This window comes from Kribbella qitaiheensis (assembly GCF_042657745.1).
Taxonomy (GTDB): domain Bacteria; phylum Actinomycetota; class Actinomycetes; order Propionibacteriales; family Kribbellaceae; genus Kribbella; species Kribbella qitaiheensis.
In genome coordinates this window covers 1-18,680 of record NZ_JBHSKE010000002.1, presented here as the reverse complement: position 1 = coordinate 18,680, position 18,680 = coordinate 1, and the positions used below count along the sequence as shown (strand labels likewise).

13 protein-coding genes are annotated in these 18,680 nt (G+C 68.9%); 7 read left to right on the top strand and 6 right to left on the bottom strand.

The features are described 5' to 3' along the window. The first annotated feature begins 76 nt into the window (after positions 1-76). The 4 genes from ACFPJ1_RS00165 (at position 77) to ACFPJ1_RS00150 (ending at position 5,749) form a co-directional block, all read left to right on the top strand. Positions 77-712, top strand: coding sequence for a TetR/AcrR family transcriptional regulator (locus ACFPJ1_RS00165; protein ID WP_380100554.1), 636 nt, complete (start codon positions 77-79; stop codon positions 710-712). 423 nt (positions 713-1,135) lie between these two features. Further along, positions 1,136-2,140 carry a sigma-70 family RNA polymerase sigma factor gene (locus ACFPJ1_RS00160; RefSeq protein ID WP_380100552.1) on the top strand — a complete coding sequence of 335 codons (1,005 nt, stop codon included), beginning with the start codon at positions 1,136-1,138 and terminating at the stop codon, positions 2,138-2,140. Between the two features lie 169 nt (positions 2,141-2,309). Next, positions 2,310-2,723 carry an SgcJ/EcaC family oxidoreductase gene (locus ACFPJ1_RS00155; RefSeq protein WP_380100550.1) on the top strand — a complete coding sequence of 138 codons (414 nt, stop codon included), beginning with the start codon at positions 2,310-2,312 and terminating at the stop codon, positions 2,721-2,723. Positions 2,724-3,136: 413 nt separating this feature from the next. Beyond that, positions 3,137-5,749: an ATP-binding protein gene (locus ACFPJ1_RS00150; protein ID WP_380100548.1), complete on the top strand. Its 2,613-nt coding sequence runs from the start codon at positions 3,137-3,139 to the stop codon at positions 5,747-5,749. Positions 5,750-5,817: 68 nt separating this feature from the next. Here ACFPJ1_RS00150 and ACFPJ1_RS00145 read toward each other — a convergent pair whose 3' ends face one another. The 6 genes from ACFPJ1_RS00145 to ACFPJ1_RS00120 form a co-directional block, all read right to left on the bottom strand. Continuing rightward, positions 5,818-7,179 (bottom strand): FAD-binding oxidoreductase, encoded by a 1,362-nt coding sequence (locus ACFPJ1_RS00145; RefSeq protein WP_380100546.1) that lies wholly within the window; start codon positions 7,177-7,179, stop codon positions 5,818-5,820. A gap of 364 nt (positions 7,180-7,543) precedes the next feature. After that, positions 7,544-8,503 (bottom strand): ABC transporter permease, encoded by a 960-nt coding sequence (locus ACFPJ1_RS00140; protein ID WP_380100544.1) that lies wholly within the window; start codon positions 8,501-8,503, stop codon positions 7,544-7,546. Between the two features lie 13 nt (positions 8,504-8,516). Next, positions 8,517-9,440, bottom strand: a complete 924-nt coding sequence (locus ACFPJ1_RS00135) for an ABC transporter permease (protein ID WP_380100541.1) — start codon at positions 9,438-9,440, stop codon at positions 8,517-8,519. Beyond that, a complete protein-coding gene (locus tag ACFPJ1_RS00130; protein ID WP_380100539.1) occupies positions 9,437-10,486 on the bottom strand; it encodes an ABC transporter ATP-binding protein in 1,050 nt (349 codons plus the stop codon). Before ACFPJ1_RS00130 ends, ACFPJ1_RS00135 begins: the two co-directional genes overlap by 4 nt. Then, positions 10,483-11,463 (bottom strand): ABC transporter ATP-binding protein, encoded by a 981-nt coding sequence (locus tag ACFPJ1_RS00125; RefSeq protein ID WP_380100537.1) that lies wholly within the window; start codon positions 11,461-11,463, stop codon positions 10,483-10,485. Before ACFPJ1_RS00125 ends, ACFPJ1_RS00130 begins: the two co-directional genes overlap by 4 nt. 3 nt (positions 11,464-11,466) lie before the next feature. After that, positions 11,467-13,269, bottom strand: a complete 1,803-nt coding sequence (locus tag ACFPJ1_RS00120; protein WP_380100535.1) for an ABC transporter substrate-binding protein — start codon at positions 13,267-13,269, stop codon at positions 11,467-11,469. Between the two features lie 189 nt (positions 13,270-13,458). Here ACFPJ1_RS00120 and ACFPJ1_RS00115 point away from each other — a divergent pair, with 189 nt between their 5' ends. The 3 genes from ACFPJ1_RS00115 to ACFPJ1_RS00105 all read left to right on the top strand — a co-directional run bounded on the left by ACFPJ1_RS00115 (position 13,459) and on the right by ACFPJ1_RS00105 (position 17,298). After that, positions 13,459-14,121 carry a response regulator gene (locus ACFPJ1_RS00115; RefSeq protein WP_380100532.1) on the top strand — a complete coding sequence of 221 codons (663 nt, stop codon included), beginning with the start codon at positions 13,459-13,461 and terminating at the stop codon, positions 14,119-14,121. Positions 14,122-14,123: 2 nt separating this feature from the next. Continuing rightward, the gene (locus ACFPJ1_RS00110) at positions 14,124-15,539 is read left to right on the top strand and encodes a HAMP domain-containing sensor histidine kinase (protein WP_380100530.1); all 1,416 of its coding nucleotides are present in this window, start codon (positions 14,124-14,126) and stop codon (positions 15,537-15,539) included. 160 nt (positions 15,540-15,699) lie between these two features. Continuing rightward, positions 15,700-17,298, top strand: a complete 1,599-nt coding sequence (locus ACFPJ1_RS00105; protein WP_380100528.1) for an ABC-F family ATP-binding cassette domain-containing protein — start codon at positions 15,700-15,702, stop codon at positions 17,296-17,298. Positions 17,299-18,680 lie beyond the last annotated feature (1,382 nt).

Genomic DNA, 18,680 nt, shown 5'->3' with positions numbered 1-18,680 from the left:
AGTTGGAACGGAACGAACTGTTCTGTTCCAACTCTAGCGGAACGGAGCATTCCGTTCAAGTGGTAGGCTGGGTGACATGACGAAAGCTCTCAGTGGCCGGCAGGCGCAGGCGGCCCGCAACGACGAAGTGATCCTGGCCGCCGCGCGAGCGGTGTTCATCGCCGATCCCGGCGCCCCGATCTCCGCGGTGGCGGAGCGCGCCGGCGTCGGCATCAGCGCGCTCTACCGGCGGTACGCGAGCAAGGAGGAGTTGCTCCGCAAGCTCTGCAGCGACGGGCTGGCCCGGTACATCGAGGAGTCGGAGAAGGCACTCGCCGATGACCGCGAGCCGTGGGTTGCGTTCGGAGCGTTCCTGCAGGCGCTGGTCGACGCTGACACCAACTCACTGACCCAGCGGCTGGCGGGAACGTTCACCCCGACGCCCGACCTCTGGCAGGACGCCGCCCGGGCGGCTGAGCTGAACGAGGCCATCTACGCGCGGACGAAGGAGTACCTCCGGCCGGGGATCGTGGTCGAGGACTTCGGAGTGATCCTGGAGCAGATCACGTCGATCAAGCTCGGCGACGAGGCTCGGACGAACCAGCTCCGGCATCGGTACCTCACCCTGATGCTGGAGGCGATGCATCGGCCCGGGGAACGACCGCGCGGCGGTTCGGAACTCCCGGGACCGCCGCCCAGCAACGACGAACTGACCGACCGTTGGCGGGCCTGACTGGTGGTGCGACCGTGCGGTCGCGTCTGTCCGGGCAGGGCTGTTCCCGGGGTCGGCGCCCGGCTGGCGGGCATCGGGGGGCTTGGTACAGTCGGCCCGGTGAAGGGACTGCTCATCCCCGTGGAGAGTGAGCCCACGGTCATCGAGATCCGTGGCGCGGCTCCGGGGTTTCCTGCGTGATCTCTGTGCCGTGGTGGCGGCCATGGCGGTCGAGGCCGTGTCCTTGACGCGACCAGCGCGCGCCCGGCGGATAGACGTGGGCGCGTCCGCCTTCGGCGTCAGGATGTCGTATGACCGAGCAGCTACCGGGTATGCCGGCGGCTGCATTGAGGTCCAGCAGGAGGAAGCCCTCGCCTGCTGGGAACCCGCCATGGGTGTCGCTGGCGTCGGGTATGGCGGTCTTGGTAGGAGCAGAGAAGGGGCATGGGCGTGACAGGGAGAGACGACGGCTTCGATCGCCTGGTCGAACCGTTCCGAACGGAGCTGCTGGCGTACTGCTACCGGATGCTCGGCTCGGCTCACGACGCCGAGGACCTGGTCCAGGACACGTATCTGAGGGCTTGGCGGGCGCGGGAGCAGTACGACGCTACTCGCAGCTCACTGCGCACCTGGCTCTACCGGATCGCGACGAACGTCTGCCTGACCGCCTTGGAGGTTCGCGGCCGTCGGCCGCTGCCGTCGGGACTGGTGGCCGCGTCGGACCCGCTCGGGCCGCTCGTCCAGGGAGAGAACACCTGGCTTCAGCCCTTGCCGGACTCGTTGCTGGACGCGGGCGATCCGGCTAGGGCCGTGGTCGACCGCAGCAGCCTGCGCTTGGCGTTCGCCGCCGCCCTGCAGCACCTGTCGGCGCGTCAGCGCGGTGCGCTGATCCTGCGTGACGTACTCAGCTTTTCCGCGTCCGAGGCGGCGGAAATCCTCGGCACTACCGCCGCATCGGTGAACAGCTCCCTGCAGCGGGCGCGTGCCCGGGTGAGGGAAGTCGGGGTCCGGCAGGAACCTCTCAGCGAGCCGTCCGTAGCCGAGCAGCGCGCCTGGGTCGATCGCTACATGAAGGCGTTCGAGCACGCCGACGTCGAGGGGCTCAAGCGGCTGCTCACCGAGGACGTGCTCATGGAGATGCCGCCGATGCTCAACTGGTTCGTCGGCCGCAGCAACTACGGCCTGTTCATGGAGTGGGTCTTCGGGGCCGCCGGGAAGGACTGGCTTCTCAAGGAGGTCGCGGCCAACGGCGGCCAGCCCGGCTTCGCCGCCTACCGGCGCGTCGGTGGCGGATACGAGCTGCACACGCTCCAGATCTTCACCGTCACCGCCGAGGGCATCAGCCGGAATTCGGTGTTCCAGGATTCCGAGGTCTTCGCGTCTTTCGGTCTGGCGACCGGCCTCGACGCCCAGGGGTTTGTCAACGGCGGGGGTGGTGTAGCCGGCTGAGGGCAGGTCGAGTAGCAGCGGGGCACTCGGCGACTGCTGCGGCAGCCTCTCTGTCGAGCACGCCTCGAGAATCTCTTGACCGCGGCGCGATGAGTTTCGACCCCGCCGCCGGTATGTATCGACGAGTTCGCCGGAACACTTCGGGCGAGCCAATCACAAGGGAGATCCGATGTCGAACAGTCGTGCGGAAGACGAAGCTGCGATCCAGGCCGTGCTGGTTGATTCCTACCAGGCGTGGGAGGCCGGCGACGCCGACGGCATGGTCGCCAACTACACCGCGGACGCGACCGCCATCATGACCGGCTCGCTCCGCGACAGCCGTGACGTCATCCGCAAGAACATGGCCCTGGGCTTCGAGGGGCCACTCAAGGGCAGCTCGACCTACAACAAGCAGCTCAGCATCCGCTTCGTCGGGAGGGACGGCGCGATCGTCATCAGCGAATCCGGCATCCTGTTCGCCGGCGAGACCGAGGTTCCGGACGACGTGCGTAAGGTGAACGCGACCTGGGTCTTCGAGAAGCGGGACGGCCACTGGCTGATCGCCGCCTATCACAACAGCCCGGTGCTGGCGCCTGGGCAGTGAGCCGCGGCGCGAAGTGAGCCCCGGGACATTCGATACTGAGGCCACCGCGGATTCGCGCTGAGCAGACTGAGCCCCGTCCTGTCAGCCAGGACGGGGCTCAGTGCGCTCCTCGACATCCCGTACTGCGGGGTTGTGGTTGGCGCAGGTAGGTGCGGTTGCTGTGGATCAACCGTCTCGGGGCGGCTGATCGCTGGCGCGCCTGTACAGGTAGGTGCAGGCTGGTACTTCTTGCCCTCCACCCGTCGCCTACACGTGCACGCACGCTTCTCGGGCAAGAAGCACCACCCAACTCCTGGTGCGGGTGGGCCGTGGCCTTCCTCAACTTCACGGGCGGAGGGCTCTGACGCACCACCTGCCCATGCGTCCGCCCACGCGGGCACAGCGGTTCCCACAGCGGGGGGTGGGAGGATTGGGTGGGGTTTGTGGAGGTTTTCGGATCGGGGGTTGTTGTGGGGCGGTTGGTGGAGCGGGATCGGGTTGTCGCCGAGGTGGTGGGGGCCGTTGAGGGGGCCGGCCGGGGGCTGGGGGCTCTGGTTCTGGTTACCGGGGAGGCGGGGGTTGGGAAGACGAGTGTGGTGAAGGAGGTGGTGGCTCGGCTGGGGAGTGGGATTCGGGTTTTGCGGGGGGCCTGTGACGACATGCTGGCGCCGCCGCCTTTGCAGCCGTTGCGGGATGCGGTTCGGGGATCTGGGGGGCCTTTGGAGGCCGCGCTTCAGGCGGAGGCGACGGATGGGTTGTTCGAGGCGATAGTGGCCGAGTTCGACGGGGCCCAGCCGACGGTGCTGGTGGTTGAGGACCTGCACTGGGCTGATGACGCCACTTTGGACCTCCTGCGGTACCTCGCTCGCCGGCTGCAGCGTCTCCGCGCAGTACTGGTTCTGACCTACCGGGCGGACGAGATCGACCCGCGTCACCCGTTGCGGTCGTTGCTGGGTGCACTGACGGATGTGCCGGTGCACCGAATCGGCCTGGAACCGCTTTCCGCTGAGGCTGTCAGGGTGATGGCGGTCGGCACCGGCCGGGACGTCGAGGAGTTGTACCGGCTGACCGGCGGCAACCCGTTCTACCTGACCGAGGCACTCGCCGGCCCCGCGGACGCAGTACCGGCGACCGTGGTCGACGCTACGCTCGCCCGGCTCCACACCCTGGACCCCGAGAGCGTGGCCGTGGTGGAGCAACTGTCGGTTGTGCCCACGCCGGTCGACCTCGAGCACATCGGGGCGCTGGTGGGCGATCGGATCGACGCCCTCGCCCGCGCCGAGCAACGGGGCGTACTGGAGACCGACGAGCAGGGCGTTCATTTCCGGCACGAGCTCGCACGGCGGGCGATCGAGCAATCGCTCCCCGCGATCCGCAGGCGAGCGCTGAACGCAACCATCGTGCGGCTGATCCTCGGCTGCGACGTCGACGGCGAGCTCTGCGCCCTCGTGCACCACGCGGTCGGCGCGGGCGACATCGCGACCATTGTGGAGTACGCGCCACGTGCAGCACGCCAAGCCACCCGCGCCGGCTCGCACCGCCAGGCGCTGACCCAGTACGAAGCGGTCTTCCCGTACTGCGACCGCCTGCCGCCCGCCCTGAGGGCGGAGGTGCTGGCGGGGTACGCGTGGGAGTTGCACATCGCCCACAGGTTCCCTGAAGCGGTGGAGCGGTGCAGGGATGCCGTCGAGCTGTTCGAGCAGCTGGGCGAGCCGGTGCCCTGGGCTGAGACGTTGCTCCAGCTGTCGAGGCACTGCTACCTGGCCGGTGAGACGGATGCAGCGCTGGCCTCGGTCGACCGTGCTCTGGAAGTTGCTCAAGGCAACGATGAGGTCTTGCCGGCCGCGATCGGTTGCCGCGGCATGCTGCTGGTCCTGACCGGGTCCGCCGAGGAGGCGATCCCGGCGCTGGAGCAGGCACACGCTCTCGCGCAACAGGCCGGCCGTACTGATCTCGCCGCACTCTGCCTGAACTATCTCGGTCTGGCGTACTGCGACCTGGACCGGCCGGGTGGGTTGGAGAACCTGCGGATCAGCATCGACGCGGCGCTGGCCACCGGGGACTTCGAAGCCGTCGCCCGCGGGTACACCAACCTGGTCGAGATGCTCTACCGCGCTCGTCGGTGGGATGAGCTGGACGAGACGATCTCGGCCGGCCTGGAGTTCACCCGGGAGCGCGGGTTCGGCTCGCACACGTACAACCTGGAGACCCATCGTGGGTTGCTGACCATGCGCCGAGGGGACCTCGCTGCCGCGGAGGAACACCTGCGGTGGTTGATCGACACCGTGGAGGAGCCCGGCATGCTGTCGGTGCTCAGCGCCTCGAGCCTCGGCCGCGTTCTTGCTCGTCGGGGTGATGCCGCGGCGGAAGAGTTGCTTGCCGATGCGTGGGATCGGGCTCGCCGTCAGCGGTCGGTGCTCGGGTTGGCCTATGCCGCGACGGCCTACGTCGAGTGGGCGTGGCTGAACGATCGACCCGCTCTGGCGGAATCCGTTCGCGACGATCTGGGCGACGAGGTGCTGACCGCCCCGGCGTACCGTGAGCTCGGCCGGTATCTCACCCTCGCCGATGCCACGGCCGAATGGAGTGAAGCCTTGGGGAACGGCGGTCGAGGGTGCACCGGGTTGGAGTACGCCGGCGCGTGGGAGGACACGCCGTACGAGCAGGCGCTGGCGATGGGAGGGTCGGGGGAGCGTGAACCGACGTTGCAGGCGCTCCAGATCCTGCTCAACCTGGGCGCGGCACCGGCCGCCTCGCTGGTACGCCGGCAGCTCAGGCGGCTCGGTGTGAGCCGCATCCCCCGCGGCAGCCAGGCCCGGTCCAGGAACAACCCGGCCGGCCTCACCGACCGCCAGGTCGACGTACTGCGCCTGCTGGTCGAGGGCCACACCAACGCAGAGATCGCGGAGAAGCTGGTCGTCTCGGTGCGCACGGTCGACCACCACGTCTCGGCCATCCTGTCCCGCCTCGATGCCCGGACCCGCCGAGAAGCAGCCACTATCGCCAAAACCCTCGACCTAGCTGAAGAGTCCCGCCAGTCGGCCTGAGAACGAGGCGAGCCAGCTGAACGAGGCCCGCCGACACCCCGCGAGTGCGGGATGGCGGCGGGTGGGGACTAGGAGATCGGCCGGTTGCCTCGGATAGTGCCCCGAGGGTCGACCCGGTGCTTGATCGCGCGCAGCCTGTCCAGTGACTCCGCCGAGTACAGAGTCGTCAAGGGCTCGGCGGTGCTGAAGTTGGGGATGTTGTGGCCGGTGATCCACGGCGCCATCTTCGCCTCCACGCCGTCGATAGCCCCCTCGATCATCTCCGCCATCCCCGGACCAGCGACGAAACCGCCGAAGAGAAGGAGGTACGGCTCCTCGATCACCCCGGCGACCCCCTGGGATTCGTCCGAGCGTGCCAGCGCACCGCCGAGGTGCCGGACCTCGAACGCGAACAGCGAGGACGGCGTACCCGGGGCGGCGACCTCGAGGAGCGAGTCGATCGCGTCGGAGTCGAACCCTGACAGCAGCACCGTCTTGATCAGCCCGGGCACCGGCTCGTCCGGCTCCTGCGCGATCGACCCCAGCCCACTCAGCGGAACCCTCGCAACGGTGTCGGCGATGGGCTCCGCCACCGCGCGCAGCGGCGCGAGCAGCTTCTCGTTGTCCTCCTCGGACCCGAGGAACGTCGAGTCGACGGCCGCGACCCACTTCCCCCGCAAGGGCTCGGGCACGAACGACACGTCGGGCAGGTTCAGCAACCAGGCCCACAGCGTCAGCTCCTCGGGCGCGGTCGCGGTGACGTCGGCGAACGCCCGCAGTACGTCGCGCGCGTGCTCGATCGGCCACAGCATCCGGCCGCCCTGGATCTCCGGCGCGAGCCGCGGTTCCAGCTCCATCGCGACGATGATCCCGAACTCGCCACCGCCGCCACGCAGCGCCCAGAACAGCTCCGGATCCGACTCGTGGGTGACCCGATGGAAGTCTCCGTGCGCGTTGACCAGCTCGAAAGACCGCACCGAGTTCGCGGCCTGCCCGTACTTCCGGCCGAACCAGCTCAGCCCACCGCCAAGGGTGTATCCGACGACGGTCGTGTCACCGGAACTCCCCGGCAGGCTGGTCAGCCCAGTCCCGGTCAGCGCGTCGTTCAGGTCACGCCAGCGAACGCCGGCCTCGACCCGCACCACCCCTGAGGCGATGTCGACGTCGATCGCGGTGAGCCCGCCGGTGCGGAGCAGGATCGTCCCGTTCACCGCAGGCGAGGCGCCGTGACCGACCGGCTGGGCGGAGACCGCCAGCTCTTGCCGACGGGCGAAGCGGATCGTGGCTGCGATGTCGTCCGCGCCGGTGACGTGTACGACGGCCGCAGGCCGCTGGTCCGCGAGCAGATGCCACGCACCCCGCTCCACGTCCCACGCCGGGTCATCTGCCCCGACGACCCGGCCCGCGACGTGCGTCCGAAGTACCTCGAGCAACTGAGGTGTGAGCGTCATTCGTCGTCCCCTGGGAAAAGAATCGTGTGAAACCCGGTCCCTCGAGGAACCGGCGATTCTTTTGTACGGCGCTCAGGGCACCCCGCTCATCGGCAAGAGCTACCTACATCTGGCGACCACCCACCCACATCAGGCGGCCGGGTGACGCCAGCTCTGATCGGCCTGGAGCCACGCGGGATACCTCAGCGGAGTACGGCTGCCTCGTCCAGCCCGCTGAGCAAAATCGCCAGCTCGTCCGCTGAGCTGTCCCATCAAAGCTCAGCGGACGAGCTGACTTTCATATGGGCGCCTGACCCCTCGGGCGCCTCCCCCTGGTGCCGCGGATCCCCAGAACCGCGACCCGGGGGCTGTTTAGTGCCCTGCGCTAGTGCAACCGCACCCGCGGATCGAGTACGGCGTACACGATGTCGACCAGGATGTTCGCTGCCACCACACAGGCGGAGGCGAACAGCACGATGCCGATGATCACCGGGAGGTCCTGCTGGTTGATCGCCACCACCGCGGTCTTGCCGAGCCCTGGAAGGCTGAACACGGACTCGATCACGACCACACCGCCGATCAGCTGGCCCAGGTCGATGCCGAACTGGGTGACCACCGGCGTCAACGCGCTCCGCAGCCCGTGCCGCACCACCACCCGGCTCTCCCGGATGCCCTTCGACCGCGCGGTACGGATGTAGTCCTCGCCCAGCACGTCGAGCATCGACCCGCGAGTCAACCGCGTGTACGTCGCCGCCAGCAGCAGCGCGAGCGCGATCCACGGCAACACCAGATGCTGCACCCAGGACCCCAGGCCCTCGGTGATGCCGGTGTAGCCGCCGGCCGGGAACCACTCGTACCCGGCCAGGGTCAGCCGGAAGTACAGGAAGTACAGCAGCAGCAGACCGAGCAGGAACGACGGGAACGAGTAGAAGAACAACGAGAACAGGGTGAGTCCGCGATCGGCCAGCGAGCGCGGATACACCGCCGAGATCACCCCGTTGAACACCCCGAGGAGCAACCACAGTACGGCGGCGCCGAGGGCGAGTGACACCGTCACCGGTAGCGCCTGGGCGATGATCGTCGTCACCGGCACCTGGTGGTAGTAGTCGAAGCCCAGGTTGCCGTGCAGGGCGTTCTCGAGGAAGTTCAGGTACTGCCGCCAGATCGGCAGGTCGAGTCCCAGCCGATGCTTGACCAGGGCGATCGTCTCCGGTGTGGCCTGCCGGCCGGCGAGCGACTGCGCAACGTTGCTCGGGGCAACGAAGAACAGGCCGAAGACGGCGATGGTGATCAGCCAGAGCACCAGGATGCCGTGACCGATGCGGCGGATCAGGAATGCCAGCATGTCGGAACCTCCCTCACCGGAGCCGGTCCGCCCGCGGGTCGAACGCGTCCCGGACGCCGTCGCCGAACAGGTTGAAGGCGAGCGTCGTGATCAGCAGCGCGAGACCGGGGAAGAGGATGAACCACCAGGCGGTGGTGTAGTAGTTCTGCGAGGCGCTGATCATGCCGCCCCAGTCGGCCGTGGGTGGCGGCAGCCCGAGCCCCAGGAAGGACAACGTCGCCTGGGTAACGATGACCACCGGGATCAGCAGCGTGGTGTAGACGATCACCGGCGCGAGCACGTTCGGCAGCACGTCGACGAACATGATCCTGGTGTCCCCGGCGCCGAGCGAGCGCGCCGCCTCGACGAACTCGCGCTCGCGCAGCGACAGCACCTGACCGCGGACGATCCTGGCCACCGAGGCCCAGCTGAAGAACCCGATCACCAGCACGGTGATCGACAGGCTCGGCCCGGTCACCGACACCAGCGCGATCGCCACCAGCAGGAACGGCACCGACAGCACCACGTCGATCAGCCGCGCCAGGATGGTGTCCACCACCCCGCCCAGGAAGCCGGCCGCCAGCCCAAGCACGATGCCGACGGCAACGGTGATCGCCGTCGCGGCGACGCCGACCAGCAGCGAAACCCTGGCTCCGTAGGCGATCCGGACCAAGATGTCCCGGCCGAGATCGTCGGTGCCGAGCCAGAACGTCCCGTTGGGACCCCGCGGCAGACCGTCGGGCGTCAGCCCGATGTCGCGGTACTGCTCGTTCGGCGGGTGTCCGGTGATCATCGCGAACAGCGGCGCGAAGACCGCCATCAGCACGATCAGCACGATCACCACGAGCGAGACCATCGCCACCTTGTCCCGGCGCAGCCGCCGGAACGCCAGCAGGAACGGGCTCCGCCCCTCGATCGCCGGCGCCGACGTCTCGAGCATCTCCAGGGACGCGGTCATGACGCCTTCAGATCCGGTACGGCGGTCGACAGGTCCTCGCCGATCGTCAACGGGAAGAAGCAGGCGGTCCGGTGCGCCGGGCCGTCGTCGAGCACCGGGTCGAGCCCGGGCTCCGCGGCGGCGCAGGTTGCCCGGGCCTTCGGGCACCGGGTGTGGAACCTGCATCCCGCCGGCGGGTTCGTCGCCGACGGGATGTCACCGGCGAGAATGATCTGCTCGCGGCTGTCGGCCGTGTCCGGGTCGGCGACCGGGAGCGCCGAGAGCAGCGCGCGGGTGTAGGGATGGCGCGTCTGCTGGAACAACTCCTCGGTCGGCGCGACCTCGACCAGCTTGCCCAGGTACATCACCGCGATCCGGTCGCTCACGTGCCGGACCACCGACAGGTCGTGCGAGATGAACAAGTAGGTGAGGTCGAACTCCTTCTGCAGATCGGCGAGCAGGTTGATGATCTGCGCCTGGATCGACACGTCCAGGGCCGACACCGGCTCGTCGCAGATCACCAGCTTCGGCCGCAGCGCCAGCGCCCGGGCGACCCCGATCCGCTGCCGCTGGCCGCCGGAGAACTCGGCCGGGAACCTGTTGTAGTGCTCGGGGTTGAGCCCGACCACCTCCATCAGTTCCTGCACCTTGCGCTTCCGCTCCGCCCCGGCGGAGATGCCGTGGATGGCGAACGGGTCGCCGATGATGGAGCCCACCCGGCGGCGCGGGTTCAGCGAGCCGTACGGATCCTGGAAGATCATCTGGATCTCGCGGCGCAGCGGCCGCATCGCCCGGCGGGACAACCCGGTCAGCTCGGTCCCGTCGAACTCCACCGAGCCCGACGTCACGTCGTACAGGTGGGCGATGCAGCGGGCCAGGGTCGACTTGCCGCAGCCGGTCTCGCCGACCAGGCCGAGAGTCTCGCCCTTGCGCACCTCCAGCGAGACTCCGTCGACCGCCCGGACGACCTCCCGGCCGTGCGTCGGGAACTCCTTGCGGACGTCCCGTACGCGCAACAGCGGTTGGGTCACCGGTTGCGTCACGGGTTGGGTCAAGGCCTCCGTCATGAAGCCACCGCCTCGCTCACGTTGTGGTCCAGCCAGCAGGCCGACTGGTGCCGTGGATCCCCCCAGACGTCGGTCGCCGGCGGGGTCTCCACCCGGCAGCGGTCGAACACGTGCGGGCACCGGGCCGCGAACGGGCAGCCCTTCGGCAGGTTGATCAGGCTCGGCGGGCTGCCCGCGATCGGGGTCAGCCGCTTACCGCTCTGTGCCGGCAACGAGGCCAGCAGCCCTTGGGTGTAGGGGTGATGGTTGCGGTAGAAGATGTCCCGGCGCGGCGCCCGCTCCATCATCGCGCCCGCGTACATCACGATCACCTCGTCCGACATCTCCGCGACCACCCCGAGATCGTGGGTGATCAGGATGATCGCGGTGCCGAACTCCTCCTGCAGCCGGCGCATCACGTTCAGCACCTGGGCCTGGACCGTCACGTCCAGTGCGGTGGTCGGCTCGTCCGCGATCAGCAGCGCCGGGTCGAGTGCCATCGCCATCGCGATCATCACCCGCTGCCGCATCCCGCCGGAGAACTGGTGCGGGTAGTCGTCGATCCGCTCCGCCGCCCGCGGGATGCCGACCAGCGTGAGCAGGTCGGCGGCCCGGCGGCGGGCCGCCCGCTTGGAGATCTCGTGGTCGTGCGCCTGGATCATCTCGACGATCTGCCAGCCGATCCGGTAGTGCGGGTGCAGGCTGGACAGCGGGTCCTGGAAGATCATCCCGATCTCGGCCCCGCGCAACCGCCGCAACGTCGCGGCGTCCGCGCTGATCAGGTCGGTGCCCTCGAAGTACGCGGTACCGGAGATCTGCGCGCCGCGGGTCAGACCGGTGATGGTCTGGGTGGCGACGCTCTTGCCCGAACCGGACTCGCCGACCACGGCCAGGGTCTGGCCGCGGTCAACGCTGAAGGACAGCCCCCGGACGGCGCGTACGGTGCCGTCCGGGGTGTCGAACGAGACCCGGAGGTCCTGGACTTCGAGTAGAGCCATCGATCAGCCCTGCTTGCCCTTGGTCAGCCAGACGTTCGTCGGGTCGAAGTTCTGCAGCGACGGGACGTAGACCGCGTTGTTCACCTGCTCGGCGTGGTAGTTCGCCTGCTTGTTGTTGGTGAGCGGGTAGAACGCCGCGTCCGCCATCACCTGGGCGTCCGCCTTGGCCCACAGTGCGGCTGCCGCGTCGGCGGTCGGTGCCGCGACCGCCTGAGCGATCAGGGCGTTGGTCGCCGGGCTGTTGTAGAGGCCGAAGTTGCTGCCCACCGGCGGGAAGGACGGCTGGCCCGAGAACAGCGGGTTGAAGAAGGACACGGCCGCGTTGCCGTACCAGTCGGCTCCCCAGCCGGCCAGCGAGACGTCCCAGACGCCGCGCTGCGCGACGCTCGGCACCTGCAGGTACTTCACGTAGAAGTCCGCGTTGGGCGACGGTACGCCGACCACGGTGATGCCCACCTTCGACAGGTCCTGCTGGATCGTCTGGAAGGACTTGCTGCTTCCCTCGGTGGCGTTGCGGTACAGGAACTTCAACGTCAGGTGCGGGAAGCCGGCCTCGGCGAGCAGTTGCTTGGCCTTGTCCGGGTTGTAGGGGTACGGGTCGATCTGCTTCGAACCGACGATCACGTCCGGCAGCACGTGGGTCAGCGGCGGGTTGAGCGTCGGGCCGCCGAGCACCTGCAGGATGTGGTCACGGTTGATCGCGAAGCTGAGCGCCTGGCGGACCTTGGGGTTGGCCAGCGCCTTGTTGTTGTTCGGCGAGGCCGTGTTGTAGACGACGTACGGGTTGCTGCTCGCGGTGTCGCCCAGGTTCAGGTTCGGGTCCTTCTTCGCCTGCAGCGCGGGGATCTGCGACGGCGGCGGCGCGACGTCCCACTCGACGTCGGCGCTCGGCGTACCGGTCTGCAACTGCTGCTGGACCGAGTCCTGGCTGGTCGTCTCGTTCACCACGACCTTGTCCACGTAGGCCTTGCGGACCGGGTCGGTGGACGCGTTCCAGGCCGGGTTCCGGGAGTAGTTGACCGACTTGGTCGGCACCCAGGAGTCCACCTTGTACGGACCGTCGGAGGGGAAGTTGTTGCCGAGCTCGGTGCTGGCCGGCAGGTACTTGAGCACCTCGACCGGAGCCGGCGAGAAGGCCGACAGCGTCAGCATGTCGACGAAGTAGGTGGCCGGCTGGGTGAGCTTGAAGACCACCGTCGTCTGGTCCTTGGCGACCACGCCCGGCAGCGGCGTCTTGTTGATGTAGTCCGCGATCGCGGCCGGCGTCTTCGCCACCTTGGTGAAGCCGTCCGCGAACGCCTTGTAACCGACGATCAGGTTCGCGAAGTCCGGGATGCCGCCGAAGGGCTGCACCGGGTTCGCGGTCCGCTTCACACCGAGCACCATGTCGGCGGCGGTGACCTGGCGGGCCGGTGAGGTGTTCCACTGCGCCCCGGGCCGGATCTTGATCGTGTAGGTCTTGCCGTCCGCGCTGATCCCGCCGTTGGCCGCGGTCGGGATCGTGGTGGCCAGGTCGGCCACCGGCGCGGTGTTCTTGCCGCCCGGATCGGCCGGGTAGGTGAACAGCTGGCGGCTCCACATCCGCAGGTTCAGGTAGCCGACTGAGTAGTAGCTGATGTTCGGGTCCATGTAGTCGACGTCACCCGCCCCGAGCATGTTCAGGGTGCCGCCCGCGACCGGGTTGCCGGTCGTACCTCCACCCGCCGCGCCGACGGTGCCGCTGTTACCGGCGTTGCAGGCTGCCAGCATGAGGCCCACGACGGCAAAGATGGATGCGGTCGCGAAGCGTCTTGCGGAACTGGCCATTGGTCCTCCTCGGAAACTCGATGAGGCCGAACGTAGGGTCGGCCGGCCAGAACCCGGGGGTGTTTCACGGAACTGTCAAACCCTTGTCATCGGCGCCGCGCGGGCAGATGACGAAGTCATGACGGATGTCACCCTTTCGTTCGCGTTTTCGCGAGCAACACTTGGGCGGTGGCGCATAGCTTGCTGTTGGTGGACGACGAACCGCGGATCCGGAGAGTGCTTCGGCTCGCCCTCGAGGACGAGGGCTACCAGATCTCCGAGGCGGCCAACGGGTTCGATGCCCTGGCCGCCCTCCGCCGGGAGCCGCCGGACGTGGTCCTGCTGGACCTGATGCTGCCGGACCGGGACGGCTTCACCGTCTGCCGGGAGATCCGCCGGACCAGCGACGTCCCGGTGATCATGGTGACGGCCAGGACCGACAGCCACGACGTGGTCGCCGGGCTGGAGGCCGGCGCGGACGACTACGTGACGAAGCCCCTGGTGGCCAAGGAGCTGTCGGCCCGGATCCGCGCCCTGCTCCGGCGGGTGGAGCCGGCCAGCAGCCGGACGTCCGACCGGTACGTCGTCGGCGACCTGGAGATCGACCTGGCGGCCGCCGAGGTGGTCCGCGACGGCGAGGTGCTGCCGCTGACCCGGACCGAGTTCAAGCTGCTCGCCGAGCTGGCGGGCGCGGAGGGCAAGGTGTGCAGCCGCGAGCACCTGCTCTCCCGGGTCTGGGGCTACGGGTACTTCGGCGACAGCCGGATCGTCGACGTCCACATCCGCCGGCTGCGCCTGAAGATCGAGCACGACCCGGCCACTCCCAAGCACCTCGTCACCGCCCGGGGCCTCGGGTACCGACTGGTGAGCTGACGTTGCGTCGGCGGTTCGGCCTGCGGGACCGGGTGATGCTGGCGTACGGCCTGCTCGCCCTTGGCCTGTCGGGTGCCCTCGCGCTCGTCACCTTCAACGTGGTGTCGGGCTACCTCACCGAGCAGCGGATCTCGTCGGCCATTGTGGAGACGGCCGACAATGCTGCGGCCTTGCACTACGGCCTCTTCGCCACCGCGCCGCCCTGCCGGCCGAGCCGCAACAATCCCGCCGAGTGCACCACCGTCGCGATCCCGAGGCCGGACCCGGATGTGATGGCACTCCTCGACCAGCTGCCCTCGACCGACTCGGCCGCCTCGCTGCTGTTCTTCAACAACCGTTGGTACTCCGCGGTTGGGCGGCCGGTCGATCTTCCGGCGGACATGGTGAACGCCGCCAAGTCCGGGACCGAGGTGAACCGCCGGATCGAGGTGGCGGGTCAGCAGGTGCTGGCGGTCGGCGTACCGCTGACGCGGTCCGGCGAGGCGTTCTTCGAGTGGCATCCGCTGACCGGTCTCGACAAGACCCTGCGGCTGCTGAAGATCACCCTCATCGTCGGCGCCCTCGTGACCGCCCTCCTCGGCCTGGCCGTCGGCAGGCTCGCCAGCACGTTGGCCCTGCGGCCGTTGGCTGAGCTGACCCAGGTCGCGGCGGCGGTGGCTCGTGGTCGGCTCGATTCCAGGCTGCTGGCCGAGAACGACCCGGATCTGGGGGGTCTGGCGCGGTCGTTCAACCAGACCGCCGCGGCCCTCGAGCAGCGGGTGGTGGCCGATGCCCGGTTCGCCGGGGACATCAGCCACGAGTTGCGGACGCCGCTGATGACGATGATGAACTCGATGCAGTTGATCCAGAACCACCGGACCGAACTGCCTCCGGTGGTGCGGGAGCCGGTCGAACTGCTCGGCGACGACCTGGACCGGTTCCGCCGGCTGGTGATCGACCTGCTCGAGATCTCCCGCGACGACGGCGGCGACCAGGGTCTGCGGGAGACCGTCCGGATTGCGGATCTGGTCCGGGCCGCCGCGGATGCGACCGCGGGGCGGTCGATCACCGATGTCGCCGAGGACGCGGCCGACCTGACCATGGAGGCCGACAAACGACGGCTCGAGCGGGTGATCGCGAACCTGGTCGAGAACGCCGAGGACCACGGCGGCGGCTGCAAGGGTGTCAGCGTCCGGGCCGGTGGCCGCGGCGTCATCGTGTACGTCGACGACGCGGGCCCGGGAATCCCCGAGGCCGACCGGGAGCGAATCTTCGAGCGGTTCGGCCGGGGCGGCGGCGACGGTCAGAGCCGGGGGATCGGCCTCGGCCTGGCGATCGTCGCCCGGCACGTCGAGTGGCACCACGGCCTGATCACGGTCACGGACCGCCCCGAAGGCGGCGCCCGCTTCATCGTCGAACTCCCCACCAAAGCCCGCTGAGTCCACTGCGGCCCGGGCTGACCGGCGGCCGGAAAATCACCTGACGTGCTCTTGGGGCCGGATCTACTCTGGGGGCATGGCTACTTGCCTCTGTGTCTAGCTGCGCGACCCGCTTCCACACCAGAAGTGCGTCCACCAGCTACCACGGAGAGTAACCATCATGATCACCGTCCGCGGTGTCGACATCCGCGTCGGCGCCCACCTGTTGTTGTCCGACCTGTCCTTCCACATCAGCCCCGGCGACCGCATCGGTCTCGTCGGCCGGAACGGCGCGGGCAAGACCACCCTCCTGAAGACCCTGGCCGGCGAGGACCGCCCGGCGGCCGGCTCCATCAGCGCGACCGGTTCCATCGGCTACCTGCCGCAGGACCCGCGCGCCGCCGACCCCGACATCACGGTCACCGCCCGGATCCTGTCCGCCCGCGGCCTCGACGTCGCCGTGCAGCGGCTCCGTACGGCCGAGGCGGCCATGAGTCACGCCGTCGGCGAGGCCCAGGAGCGCGCGATGGCCGCCTATGCGCGAGCTGAAGCGCAGTTCCAGGCCGGTGGCGGCTACGCGGCCGAGGCCGAGGCGGCCCGGCTGGCGGCCGGCGTCGGTCTGCCGAACCGCGCGCTCGAGCAGCCCGTCGGGGAACTCTCGGGCGGCCAGCGTCGCCGGGTCGAGTTGGCCCGGATCCTGTTCGCCGAGCACGACACCCTGCTGCTCGACGAGCCGACCAACCACCTGGACGCCGACTCCGTGCTGTGGCTGCGGTCGTTCCTGCTCGGCTACCAGGGCGGCCTGGTCGTGATCAGCCACGACCGGGACCTGCTTGCCGCCACGGTCAACCGGGTGTTCCACCTGGACCCGCAGCGCACCACGATCGACCTCCACAACACCGGCTGGAAGAAGTACCTCGACCAGGTGGAGACCGACGAGCGCCGCCGCGCCCGCGAGCGCAGTACGGCTGAGCGGAAGGCCGCGGTGCTGCACGCCCAGGCAGACAAGATGCGCGCGGGAGCGACCACAGCCGTGGCCGCCCGGAACATGGCCCGCCGCGCGGACAAGCTGCTCTCCGACCTGGAGCCGGTACGCCGGGTGGCGCGGGTGGCCCGGATCAGGCTGCCCGAACCCGCGCCGTCCGGACGGACCCCGCTGGGCGCGATCAGCCTGACCAAGGCGTACGGCGGACTCCAGGTGCTCAACGGCGTCGACCTCGCCGTCGACCGGGGGAGCCGGCTGGTGATCCTCGGGCTCAACGGCGCGGGCAAGACCACGCTGCTGCGGATCCTGGCCGGCCGGGAACTGCCCGACTCCGGCCGGGTCGTCCACGGCCACGGCCTGCGACTCGGGTACTTCGCGCAGGAGCACGACACACTCGACCTGGCCGGCACGGTCCGGCAGAACCTGGCGTCCGTAGCTCCCGGGCTGACCGACGGGGAGGTCCGGAACGTCCTCGGGTCCTTCCTGTTCAGCGGCGACGACGCGGACAAGCCCGCCCGCGTGCTCTCGGGTGGCGAGAAGACCCGGCTGGCCCTGGCCGGCCTGGTCCACTCGGGCGCGAACGTGTTGCTACTGGACGAGCCCACCAACAACCTCGACCCGGCCTCCCGCGACGAGGTACTCGGCGCAGTCGGCAACTACCCCGGCGCGATCGTCATGGTCACCCACGACGAAGGCGCCATCGAGGCCCTCCGCCCCGACCGGGTCCTCATCCTTCCGGACGCCACCGAAGACCTCTGGACCAACGACTACCTAGACCTGGTCTCCCTGGCCTGACCCGCTTCCCCACGGACCGGCATACTCGCCACCGCACGAGTACGTCGGTCTGTGGCTCGTGGGTACGTGGGTTCACGGGGTCGGCTGGTACGTCGGTGGGTGGGGCGGGAGTGGTCGTCCCTGCATGAGGGCGGGTGGTTGCCCCTGGCATAGGCGGAGGTGGTTCGCGGTCTCCGCTGCGTGATGGTGCTAGTCGGGATGGGGTGCGTCAAGAGCGCTCCGCGTCCCTTCGGGATCGGAACAAGTTCCGACTCTTGACCCACCCCATCCCGACCAGGGAAGGACGCAGCTACGCGGATCCCGCGGAGAGGTATGAGCCGAGTCGGGGTGGTGTTTTCGGAGGTGGCGTGTACCGAGCGACAGGTAGTGCTGGGGTGGTCGCGGAGGTTCCAGGCGTGGGGGCACACGTCGGGGTGGTGTTGCGGCGACTACTTCCTGTCGGCCGGTACACAAGGGGCTTCCGGGGCTGGGTTTTCGCCCCCGGTGGCTGGTGGAAGTGCCGATGCGGAGCTGCCGCTGACGGGATGGTGGACCACTGGCAGGTTCTTCGACCACTGGCCGGTTGTTGGCCGGCTGGTGGCTCGTCGCGGCGTCCGCTGGATGGTTGTTCGACCACTGGCGGCTCGTTAGGCGCCAGCGGCCGCACAACCTGTCATCGGGAGGCCGATCGCCGGGCCGGGGCTGACGGCCGTGCGGCGGTGGGGACCGCGGACACCTTCTCGGGGTGTGACAGCCAGTGGCAGTGCGGTTGTGGGGACCTCGGACACCGTGTGGGGACAGGGGACAGGTCATTTCCTGTCCGAGGTCCCGACTTGGTGTCCGAGCCCGCACCTTGTGCACCAGTTGAGCGTCCGGGTCGCCGGGATTTGCTCAGGTGGTGCACAAAGTGCCAGTTCGGGAGTCTCGCGAACCCTGCGGGCAAAGAGAACACCCCGAACCTTCCGGACTAGGAACTCCCCGACCCGTCCAGGCGGAGGAGCTTCCTGGACCTTGTCTCCGAACCTCTCAGCGGCTCCGGGATAGCTGCGTTCCTTCCCTGGTCGGGGTGGTGTGTGTCAAGAGTCGAGCTTGCTCGATCCCGAAGGGACGCCGGAGGCGCTCACTGGTGCAGCATGGCTGGTGTCGGTGGCTTTAGATGGGTTGCCGATGCACCCGAGGTGGCTGCTGGGTTACCGCCCCAAGCGCTTGACGAGTCGACGTCCATCAAGAGATCTGCGGGACTCGGCAGTAACCCCGGGACGTGCCGACCGTCAACAGGGCTATAGCGCCTCCGAGCGCCGTTCAGTGAGCGAACCGGCAGCCGCGTCCCGGCACCGGTCAAGTCCAGCGGGGTGGTGTAGCGGTTGTGTCGCGTGATCCTCTGGTTGGTTAGGCGCTGAGCG